The 10,168-nt window shown below is 72.9% G+C and carries 11 protein-coding genes; 9 read left to right on the forward strand and 2 right to left on the reverse strand.

All coding sequences use genetic code 11. From position 1 onward, the window contains the following. Positions 1-98 precede the first annotated feature (98 nt). Positions 99-1,148 carry a type III polyketide synthase gene (locus tag ACNAW0_RS28880; protein ID WP_416291197.1) on the forward strand — a complete coding sequence of 350 codons (1,050 nt, stop codon included), beginning with the start codon at positions 99-101 and terminating at the stop codon, positions 1,146-1,148. Positions 1,149-1,275: 127 nt separating this feature from the next. Here ACNAW0_RS28880 and ACNAW0_RS28885 read toward each other — a convergent pair whose 3' ends face one another. Then, positions 1,276-1,998: a hypothetical protein gene (locus ACNAW0_RS28885; RefSeq protein ID WP_416291198.1), complete on the reverse strand. Its 723-nt coding sequence runs from the start codon at positions 1,996-1,998 to the stop codon at positions 1,276-1,278. A 327-nt stretch (positions 1,999-2,325) separates the two neighbouring features. Between ACNAW0_RS28885 and ACNAW0_RS28890 the strand changes: the two genes are divergently transcribed. The 3 genes from ACNAW0_RS28890 to ispF all read left to right on the forward strand — a co-directional run bounded on the left by ACNAW0_RS28890 (position 2,326) and on the right by ispF (position 4,239). Further along, on the forward strand, positions 2,326-2,811 hold the full coding sequence (locus tag ACNAW0_RS28890) for a CarD family transcriptional regulator (protein WP_007073334.1): 486 nt from the start codon (positions 2,326-2,328) through the stop codon (positions 2,809-2,811). Positions 2,812-2,865: 54 nt separating this feature from the next. Next, a complete protein-coding gene (gene ispD, locus ACNAW0_RS28895; protein ID WP_416291199.1) occupies positions 2,866-3,561 on the forward strand; it encodes a 2-C-methyl-D-erythritol 4-phosphate cytidylyltransferase in 696 nt (231 codons plus the stop codon). Between the two features lie 195 nt (positions 3,562-3,756). Further along, entirely contained in the window at positions 3,757-4,239 is a 483-nt protein-coding gene (gene ispF, locus ACNAW0_RS28900; protein ID WP_416291200.1) for a 2-C-methyl-D-erythritol 2,4-cyclodiphosphate synthase, read from the forward strand. Between the two features lie 88 nt (positions 4,240-4,327). On the opposite strand, the gene ACNAW0_RS28905 is transcribed toward ispF, so the two are convergent. Beyond that, on the reverse strand, positions 4,328-5,494 hold the full coding sequence (locus ACNAW0_RS28905) for a homogentisate 1,2-dioxygenase (protein WP_416291201.1): 1,167 nt from the start codon (positions 5,492-5,494) through the stop codon (positions 4,328-4,330). A gap of 94 nt (positions 5,495-5,588) precedes the next feature. Here ACNAW0_RS28905 and ACNAW0_RS28910 point away from each other — a divergent pair, with 94 nt between their 5' ends. The 5 genes from ACNAW0_RS28910 (at position 5,589) to ACNAW0_RS28930 (ending at position 10,121) form a co-directional block, all read left to right on the forward strand. After that, positions 5,589-6,449, forward strand: a complete 861-nt coding sequence (locus ACNAW0_RS28910) for a hypothetical protein (protein ID WP_416291202.1) — start codon at positions 5,589-5,591, stop codon at positions 6,447-6,449. Between the two features lie 76 nt (positions 6,450-6,525). Further along, positions 6,526-7,725 carry a fumarylacetoacetase gene (fahA, locus tag ACNAW0_RS28915; RefSeq protein WP_416291203.1) on the forward strand — a complete coding sequence of 400 codons (1,200 nt, stop codon included), beginning with the start codon at positions 6,526-6,528 and terminating at the stop codon, positions 7,723-7,725. A 139-nt stretch (positions 7,726-7,864) separates the two neighbouring features. Then, a complete protein-coding gene (locus tag ACNAW0_RS28920) occupies positions 7,865-8,074 on the forward strand; it encodes a DUF397 domain-containing protein (RefSeq protein WP_416291204.1) in 210 nt (69 codons plus the stop codon). Between the two features lie 115 nt (positions 8,075-8,189). After that, positions 8,190-8,672: an SRPBCC family protein gene (locus ACNAW0_RS28925; RefSeq protein ID WP_416291206.1), complete on the forward strand. Its 483-nt coding sequence runs from the start codon at positions 8,190-8,192 to the stop codon at positions 8,670-8,672. Between the two features lie 195 nt (positions 8,673-8,867). Then, positions 8,868-10,121: a PQQ-binding-like beta-propeller repeat protein gene (locus tag ACNAW0_RS28930; protein WP_416291207.1), complete on the forward strand. Its 1,254-nt coding sequence runs from the start codon at positions 8,868-8,870 to the stop codon at positions 10,119-10,121. The last annotated feature ends 47 nt before the right edge of the window (positions 10,122-10,168 follow it).

The raw sequence follows: 10,168 nt of genomic DNA on the forward strand, positions 1-10,168 counted from the left end.
CAGTCGCGAACGGAAGGCGGCGCGGTGAGAGACCCGAACTCGCGGACGGGGGCCGCTCGTTGGTGAAGCGTGGAGATCGGGATCGAGAGGTGGGGGACATGGCTGTGCCGGTGATCGCGGGCCTGGGTACGGCGCAGCCGCCGGCCGCCGCGCAGGACGAGCTCTGGGAGGGCTTCTTCGCCAAGCACTTTTCCGGCACCACCCGGGCGCTGGCCGAGCGCATCTTCGCCAACTCCGGCGTGTCCCGCCGCCACGCCGCGGTGAACCCGTTGCTCGAGGACGTCTCCGAGTGGCCGACCGAACGCCGGATGCGGCGCTACCAGGTGGAGGCGTTGCCGCTCGGCAAGGAGGCGGTGGGCCGGGCGCTCACCGCCGCCGGACTGGACGCCCGCGACGTGGGTCTGTTCGTCGTCTGCTCCTGCACCGGGTACGCCACCCCGGGGCTGGACATCCTGCTCGCCCGGGACCTGGGCATGGCCCCGGACACCCAGCGCATGTTCGTCGGCCACATGGGCTGCTACGCGGCTCTGCCCGGGCTGGGCGCGGCGAGCGACTTCGTCACCGCCCGGGGCCGCCCCGCACTGCTGCTCTGTGCGGAGCTGACCAGCCTGCACATCCAGCCCGCCGGTGCCCGGGTGGACACCCAGCAGATCGTGTCCCACGCGCTCTTCTCGGACGCCGCGGTAGCCGCCGTGCTCGTCCCAGGCGGCCCGGGGTACGCCCTGCGCGAGGTCGCCTCGGTCACCGACACCTCGACCGCCGACCACATGACCTGGGACGTCACCGACACCGGCTTCCGGATGGGCCTTTCGCCGAAGGTCCCGCAGGTGCTCTCGCGCCACGTCCGGGGTCTGGTCGACGACCTGCTGGCCCGGCACGGGCGGACGTACGCCGAGGTGGACGGCTGGGCGGTACACCCTGGAGGCCCGCGCATCCTCAACGTGGTGGACGCGGAGTTTGCCCTGCCGCCGGCGGCCCTCGCGGCGTCCCGGGCCACCCTGGACGAGCACGGCAACTGTTCGTCGCCGACGGTGCTGCTGATTCTGGACCGGCTGCGTCGCGCGATGACGCCGCCGGACCGGGTCGTGATGCTCGCCTTCGGACCGGGCCTGACCCTGTATGCGGCGCTGCTCGAGCGCACCGGCTGAGCCGGCCCGATAGGCGGGCCGGGTGCGCGCTGCGAGGCCAGCGGCGAGGGCCCGTTGCTGGTGCGGTTCAGCGTCGCCGACGGTGAGGTCGACCTGACCGGCTCGCCGCGCTGGCCTGATCGGCCGGTCAGGCGGCGATGCGGGCCAGGTCGTCGCGGTACTGGTCGACCGGGCCCAGTTCCGGCACGAGCCGGGCCAGGGTGCCCTTCCGGTCCATGAGGAGGGCGGGGGCCGTGCCGGGGTGCGCGGCGAGGTGGAGATAGTCCCGCAGGCCGCCGGCCGGGTCGGCGAGCGCGCGTACCCCGGGGGTGGGCGAGCTGCCGACCCTACGGCTCTCGATCACGGTGACCACGGTGACACCCGGTGGCGCGGCGGCCGCCGCCTGGGTCACCTGCTCGGCGCAGATACAGGCGTCCACCAGGATGATCATCGCCGGCAGCAGGCTGCGCAGCGGCACCGGGGACTGCTCGGCGTCGACCAGGTCCAGCGCGGGCAGCGGCCCGATCGCCGCCGGAGTGCCCGTCGGGTACGGGAGGACGGTGGGACTGCCATCGGAGCGCGACGAGCGGGGCCAGGTGACCGCGGCCAGCCCGCTGAGGGTGATCAGCACGGACACCAGCAGCACCAACACCGGCAGCCCGAGCGATGGGCGGCGATCCGGCCGGGGGGTGAGGCCGAGCCGGCGGCGCCACACCGCCCGCTGGCGTACGCGACGCAGCTCACGGCGCACCTGTCGGGCCTCGTGGGCGAGCGCCGAGGCGTCGTCGGGGACTACCACCCGACCCCATTCCGGGGGCAGGTCGGGCAGCCCATCTGGTGGCCCTTGGCCTTCAGCATCAGGCATGCCCATCGGACCCCCAGGAAACGTCTCGCTGAGCGGACGTCGCGTCCACCTCCAGCCTCCCGCACCGGTCGGCGTACCGCCACACCTGGGCGCACTTGGGATTCCACGGCTACCATGGGAGGAGCGCATCGCCCTAGATATCGACGCTCCTGCCACCCGTGCCGGTTGTCATCCCTTGGTTACGGAGCGTGTCGAAACCATCGGTTTGACCGCCTGTCAAGCTGAAGAAATACCTCTCACAGGGCCCCTGAGCTGCGCCAACGGTCAGGACAGCGGTGAGACATCGGTGCCTGAGCGTGTTACCCTAGACACAGCGAAAGGGGTTTCGAACCTATGGTTTTCAGTGTCGGCGAGACCGTTGTTTACCCCCACCACGGGGCCGCACTCATCGAGGCAATCGAGACTCGGGTCATCAAGGGCGAGCCCAAGCAGTACCTCGTCCTGAGGGTCGCGCAGGGTGACCTGACGGTCCGGGTGCCCGCCGAGAACGCCGAGATCGTGGGTGTGCGTGAGGTGGTCGGCGAAGAGGGCCTGGGCAAGGTCTTCGACGTGCTCCGTGCACCGCACACCGAGGAGCCGACCAACTGGTCGCGGCGTTACAAGGCGAATCTGGAGAAGCTGGCCTCCGGTAACCCGCTGAAGGTCGCCGAGGTCGTCCGCGACCTGTGGCGCCGGGAGCGGGAGCGGGGCCTGTCCGCGGGTGAGAAGCGCATGCTCGCCAAGGCCCGCGACATCCTCGTCGGCGAGGTCGCGCTGGCCGAGAAGAGCACCAAGGACGAGGCGGAGACGCTGCTCGACAAGGTGCTGACCGAGGCCTGATCCGCACAGCACACTCGTACCCACCCTGTAGCAAAGAAATCCGAGGACCGCGACGTGACCGCGCAGCTCAATCCGCGCGGTGACGTCGCGGTCCTTGTTCCTGCGGCCGGTGCCGGCGTACGCCTCGGCCCCGGCGCCCCGAAGGCGCTCCGGCCGCTCGCCGGGGAGCCTCTCCTGGTGCACGCGGTACGCCGGATCGCGGCGGCACCCTCGGTGCACACCATCGTGGTGGCCGCCCCGGCGGCCGACGTCACGGCGGTCCGTGCGATGCTCGCGCCGGTCGCCCCGGTGACCGTGGTGGCCGGCGGCGCGGAACGCCAGGCGTCGGTGGCCGCCGCGCTGGCCGCCGTCCCGGCCGGGCCGGAGATCGTTCTGGTGCACGACGCTGCCCGCGCGCTCACCCCGCCCGAGCTGGTCGAGTCGGTCGCCGAGGCGGTTCGCGCCGGGCACGACGCGGTGATCCCGGTGCTTCCCGTGGTCGACACGATCAAGGAGGTCGGCGCGGGCGAGGTGGTTCTCGGCACCGTGGACCGGTCCGCCCTGCGAGCCGTGCAGACGCCGCAGGGCTTCCGCCGGTCCGTTCTGGCCGCCGCGCACGCGGCGGCCGGTGACCCGCTCACCGACGACGCGGGCCTGGTCGAGAAACAGGGGGTCCCGGTGTTCTGCGTCCCCGGCTCCGAGTACGCGCTCAAGGTCACCCGACCGTTCGACCTGGCCCTGGCCGAGCACCTGCTGGCGGCCGGGGCCTGACGTGTGCCGATCCGATCAGAGGTCGGCCGGACCAGCCTCACTGATCAACTTGGTGTGCCGCAAAAGGTGGTCTCACTGGCAAGTGTGACCGCAATGTGCCGTACATGGAGTTGATCAGGAAAAGGAAGCTCGGCCCGCTCGGGGCGTCAAGGACCACTGCACGGCGGTGAGCCGGCTGACGCGTACGCTCGGGTCATGATCGTTCCTCGGGTGGCCATCGGGACCGACGTGCACGCCTTCGAGGCCGGGCGGCCGTGCTGGGTCGCCGGCCTGCACTGGCCGGGTCAGGACGGCCTGGCCGGCCACTCGGACGCCGACGTGGCGGCCCACGCTGCCTGCAACGCCCTGCTCTCCGCGGCCGGCCTTGGCGACCTGGGCGCGAACTTCGGCGTCGACCAGCCGGAGTGGGCGGGCACCTCGGGCGTGGCTCTACTCACCGAGAGCGCCCGGCGGGTGCGGGCGGCCGGATTCGAGATCGGCAACGTGTCGGTCCAGGTGATCGGCAACCGCCCCAAGATCGGTCCGCGCCGGGCGGAGGCGCAGCGGGTGCTCTCCGCGGCGGTGGACGCGCCGGTCACCGTCTCCGCCGCCACCACCGACGGCCTCGGCTTCACCGGGCGCGGCGAGGGGTTGACCGGCATCGCGGTGGCCCTGGTGTATGAGGCCCCGACGGAGTAGGTCCGGCCCTCGTCGGCCCGGGACCGCCCCTCGCACACCCGGGCCGAGCCCAGGTTGTGCGAGGCGCCGCTCTGCCGGGCGGGAACGGTCAGCCGCGCCGCGCCCAGGTCCAGGCGTAACCGGAGTCCTCGGAGGCCGACGCGGCGTCGCAGAGGTCGAGCGGGCGGAAGGTGTCCACCATGACCGCCAACTCGTCGAAGAAGTCCACCCCGATCGAGCGCTCGGCCGCGCCCGGCTGGGGGCCGTGGGTGAACCCGGACGGGTGCAGCGAGATGGAGCCCTGCTCGATGCCGGAGCCGCGCCGGGCTTCGTAGTTGCCGCCGCTGTAGAAGAGCATCTCGTCCGAGTCGACGTTGTGGTGGTTGTACGGCACCGGGATGGCGTCCGGGTGGTAGTCCACCTTGCGTGGCACGAACGAGCAGATTACGAAGTTCGGGCCCTGGAAGGTCTGGTGCACTGGCGGCGGCTGGTGGATCCGCCCGGTGATCGGCTCGAAGTCGTGGATGGAGAACGCCCACGGGTACAGGTGCCCGTCCCAGCCCACCACGTCGAACGGGTGGTGGGCGTACGTGTGGCGAGTCCAGCCGCGCCGGTGCCGGACCAGCACCTCGACGTCCTCCCCGTCGACCAGCAGCGGCGCGTCCGGCCCCCGGACGTCCCGCTCGCAGTACGGCGAGTGCTCCAGGAACTGCCCGCGTACCGACAGGTAGCGCTTGGGCGGGCCGACGTGACCGGCCGCCTCGATGGCGAGCAGCCGGGTCGGCTCGTCGCCGGTGGGCACGAGCCGGTGGATGGTCGAGGTGGGGATGATGACGTAGTCGCCGGCCACGGCGTCCAGCACGCCGAACGGCGACTCCACTCGCAGCGAGCCGGACTCCAGGTAGAGGCAGTGGTCGCCGGTGGCGTCCCGGAACAGCGGGGACGGCCGGTCGGCCAGCACGTACGCGATCCGTACGTCGTCGTTGGCGAGCAGGTACTGCCGGCCCAGCACCGGGTCCGCGCCGGCCCCGTCGAGCTTGTGCGTACGCAGGTGACGCGGCTTGAGTGGCAGGTTCGGCACCCGGGTGAACGCGGGCGGGGTGAACTCCTCGGCGGCCACGATCGCGGTCGGCGCGTACCGGTGGTAGAGCAGCGACGAGTCGGAGGAGAAGCCCTCCTGCCCGACCAGTTCCTCGGCGTAGAGGCTGCCGTCGGGCTGACGGAACTGGGTGTGGCGCTTGCGGGGCACCTCGCCGATCCTGCGGTAGTACGGCATTTCGCCTCCCGATATGTCCCGTTCTCCGGCCGGTCACGTCCGATAATCGGACGCTGTTGTCCGTTCCTCGTAGCGTCCCGTACATTCTTGTCTCGTGTCAACGCAGGTGCCCCGCCTCCTCGCCGGCCTGGTCGACGACGCGGCGGTCTTCCCGCCCGGCAGTGCGTCACTGCCGGACGCGGTGGCCGCCCACCACCGGCATCGCGCCGCCTGGTACGCCGACCTGGTCGGTCCGCTCCTGGTGCCCGCCTCCGCCGTTGTGGACGGAAAGCTGGGCGAGCTGGTCGACCCCGGGTTCGTGGTCGGCCTGATCGGCGACACCGGCGTCCGGGGATTGCCGGCCGCGCTGTCCCTGCTCGCCGAGGACGGGATCCAGATCCGGCAGGTCGAGACGGCGGTCGCCAAGCGCGGCGAAGACCCGCAGCCCGGCCTGGACGAGCTGCTGAAGCTGGCCGAGCCGTGGCGCGGCATCGATGTCTACGCGGAGATCCCGCTGACCTTCGGGCTGATGGGTGCCCTGGACACGGTCGCTGAAGCGCGGGCCGGCGGACTGCCCGTCGCCGCCAAGTTCCGCACCGGGGGGCTGGCCGCCGAGCTGTTCCCGACCCCGGTCGAGCTGGCCGCGGTGATCTGCGCCTGCCGCGACCGGGAGCTGCCGTTCAAGCTGACCGCCGGGCTGCACCACGCGATCCGCCACCGGGATCCGGAGACCGGCTTCACCCACCACGGCTTCGTCAACGTGCTCGCCGCGACGCTGGCCGCCGCCGGGGGCGCCGAGGTGGACGCCGTCGCCAGCCTGCTCTTCGCCACCGATCCGCTACGCGTGGTCGAGCTGGCCCGGGCGCAGCGGGACGCCGAGCGTCCGCTCTGGGTCGGGTACGGCTCGTGCAGCATCTCCGAACCATTGACCGATCTGATCCGGCTTGGGCTGGTGAACGGGGGCTTTGAGAAATGAGCGAGCGCAGCGAGCGAATCAGCAGGTTCAGTGCGGTGGTGCCTCATGGCGGCACGGAGCGGAGCGGAGTGCTGGCATGAGCTGGGTGATTGGTGTCGACGGGTCCCCGTACGGGGTGACCAACCTGCCGTACGGGGTGTTCCGGCACGACGGCCGGGGGCCGCGGATCGGCGTACGCATCAGCGACTTCGTGCTGGACCTGGCCGGCGCGGAGGCCGCCGGGCTGGTGCTGGCCGCCGGAGCGCTCGGCCGCCCCACGCTCAACGACTTCATGGCGCTCGGCCGTCCGCAGTGGACCGCCGTCCGGCAACGGATCACCGAGCTGCTCACCGACGCCGCCCACCGCCCGGCGGTGGAGCCGCTGCTGGTGCCGCTGCGCGAGGTGGAACTGCTGCTCCCGTTCGAGGTGGCCGACTACGTCGACTTCTACTCGTCCGAGCACCACGCGGCCAACGTCGGGCAGATCTTCCGGCCGGGCCAGCCGCCGCTGCTGCCCAACTGGAAGCACGTGCCGATCGGCTACCACGGCCGGGCCGGCACCGTGGTGGTCTCCGGCACCCCGGTGGTCCGCCCCACCGGGCAGCGGGCCACCGCGCAGGGCCCGACCACCGGCGCCTCCGTACGGCTGGACATCGAGGCCGAGGTCGGCTTCGTGGTCGGGTCGCCGAGCCGGCTCGGCGACCGGGTCGCCGTCGCGGACTTCGCCGACCACGTCTTCGGGGTGGTGCTGGTCAACGACTGGTCCGCCCGGGACATCCAGGCCTGGGAGTACCAGCCGCTCGGCCCGTTCCTCGGCAAGTCCTTCGCCACGTCGGTCTCGGCCTGGGTGACCCCGCTGGACGCGCTGGCCGACGCCTTCGTGCCCGCCCCGGACCAGGATCCGCCGGTGCAGGAGTACCTGCGGGACAACCCGCGTATCGGGCTGGACCTGGCCCTGGCCGTGGAGTGGAACGGCGAACGGGTCAGCGAGCCGCCCTTCGCCACCATGTACTGGACGCCCGCCCAGCAGCTCGCCCACCTCACGGTCAACGGCGCGTCGCTGCGTACCGGGGACCTCTACGCCTCCGGCACGGTCTCCGGCCCGGAGCGCGGCCAGGTCGGCTCGTTCCTGGAGCTGACCTGGGGCGGGGCTGAGCCGGTCAAGTTCGCCGACGGTGCCACCCGGACCTTCCTGGAGGACGGCGACACCGTCACCATCACCGCCACCGCGCCCGGCCGGGGCGGCACCACCATCGCCCTCGGTGAGGTCACCGGGACCATCCTGCCGGCCCGCTGAGCCGCCCTCCTCGCTTCCCGTCCCTGGTCGCACCCGCTGTGCGACCGGGGACGTCGCGTCCCGCGTTGATCGTCCCGGATTCGGTACGCCCCGGCGCCGCGGGACGGGGCGTACCAGCGTGAACCAGGAGGGAACGAGGATGACCGAGCTGACCGGCGCCGCCTGGCGTACCAGCAGCCGCTCCAACGACCAGGGCCTCTGCGTAGAGGTGGCGACCAATGTGGTCACCGCACACGGTGTGGTGGGCGTACGCGACTCGAAGGACCCGAGCGGGCCGACGGTCGCGGTCAGCCCGCCGGGCTGGACGGCGTTCGTCGGTGCGATCCGGGCCGGTGCCTTCCGCTGCTGACCCTCGGCACCCCGCACGTCCGGTGCCCCGCCCCTGGGCACCGGTGGTGAAAATGTCACTGGAGGCTCCCCGTTTCCCGTTCACGCACCGTACCGTGGACGACACGGGAGGTGTCATGTCGACGGTGACGGTTACCGAATGCATCGAAGCTCAGGACGTCGACGTCTGGCGGCTCCTTACCGACCTGCCCGGGCGCGCCGGGTGGCTCGCCGCCGTCGGCACGGTCGACGTCCTCACCCCCGGCGACCTCCGGCCCGGCACCGCGTGGCGGGAGACCCGGGTCCGGCCGGACGGCGCCGCGGAGCCGGAGGAGTTCGTGGTGGTCGAGGTGGTCGCCCCGGAGCGGCTGGTGCTCAGCTCGCGGGGCGCCGGCGCGGATTACCGGGTCACCTGGACGCTGCGGACGGTCGCGCGCCGGCGACGCTGCTGCACCGAGGTCACCGTCGAGCAGGAGGCGGTGCCGAGCGCCCGGTACGGCCGGATGCTGGCCCTGATCCTCGGCGGCCTGGCCGCCCGCGCGGTGGAAAGCGCGCTCCGGCGGGACCTCGCCGACCTGGCCCGGGCCGCCGAGCCCACCCGCTCCGCCGAGGCAGCCTGATCGGCTCCGCTCGGCCGGCGGCCATAATTCGGCCTCCGCGCCGCTAGACGGCGCTCCGGACCGAATGAAGGCCGGGCGGCCATTTAAATTCGGCCTCCGCGCCGTTAGACGGCGCTCCGGACCGGATGAAGGCCGGTCTGGCGCCGCGCTACGACCTAAAGTTGCCGCCGGTAGGGTGCCGGGCGGAGGTGCGGCATGAGGTGGCCCAAGTGGCGGCGGCGGATCATGGTGGCGCTCGCGGCCGTGCTGGCTGTCGCCGCGGCGGTCACCGTGGGGCACCGGGTGCTCGCGCCCGCCGAGGTCGACACGGTCGCCCGGGGCGCGTACCCGGCGGCGCCCGCCCCGCCGGCCGGGGTGATCGGCCGGCTGCCGGTGGCGCCGCTGATCGTGGACGGCCGGCTCCGCGTCTACGCCGGCACCCGCCAGGTGTACGCCGACCAGCCGGTCGACGGGGGGCACCGGACGACCCCGTTCTGGTCGTACCGTCGTTGGCCGGCCGAGCTCGTCGGGGTGCTCGCCGACGGCACCATCGTGGTCAGCCACTGGTCGGACGGTCGCCTCGTGGCGCTCGACGCCCGTACCGGACGGGTGTCCTGGCGGGCCGACGGGCCAGTGCCGGGGCTGGTGCCGAAGCCCCGCCGGACCTACGCCTCGACGGTCTGGAACCCAGCGGGCCTGCACGTCGCCCGCACCGCGGACGGCCGGGCCGTGCTGGTCGCCGCCGGCCCCGGGCTCCTCGACGGCTACGACCTGGCCGACGGCCGCCGGCTCTGGCGGGTCGACCGGGAGCGCGGCTGCATCGGCGTCGCGGGCACCACCGCCTCCGGCGACCTGATCGGGCTGGACGCCTGCCCGAAACCCGTCACGATCGAGTTTCGGGACGCCGTGACGGGCGCGGTCCGCACCCGCTGGCGCCCCCCAGGCGCGCCGAAGGACCTGGTGGTGATCCCGGTCGGCTGCCGAGAGGGGCGCTCCGGGTGCCGGGGAGTGCGCGTTGCGGGGCCCGACGACAGCCCCGGCCGGGGCTGGCTGCTCGGCTCCGGCAAGCCGGTCGCCGCACCCGCCCTCGACGGGACGGACACCGAACTCGACGGCGAGCAGGCGCTCGGCACCTCGGCCGGGGTGGTGACCGCCCGCTCCGCCCGCACCGGCGCCGAGCGGTGGCGGCGCACCGACCTCGGGCCGGTACGGATCCTCGCCGTCCGGCCGGGCCGGGTGTACCTGCTGACCGAGCGGAACGATCTCGTCACCCTGGACCCGGCCACCGGTGCCGAGCGGTCGCGCTTCCCGATGGACATCGGCCGGGACGGGACCGGCTGGAGGCCCGGCCGGGCGTACGCGGGGGACGGCTACGTGGCCGTGGAGCGGGTCCGGCAGCGGGCCGGCCCGGACGACGACGACCAGGCGTACTTCCCGATGGCCGAGCCGGTGTTGCTCGCCGCGAGCTGACGCCCGGTAGGTGTTAAAAGGGGGCCCCTGTACAACGCCAGGCGTTA

It is taken from the genome of Micromonospora sp. SL1-18 (genome assembly GCF_047921505.1).
GTDB lineage: Bacteria > Actinomycetota > Actinomycetes > Mycobacteriales > Micromonosporaceae > Micromonospora.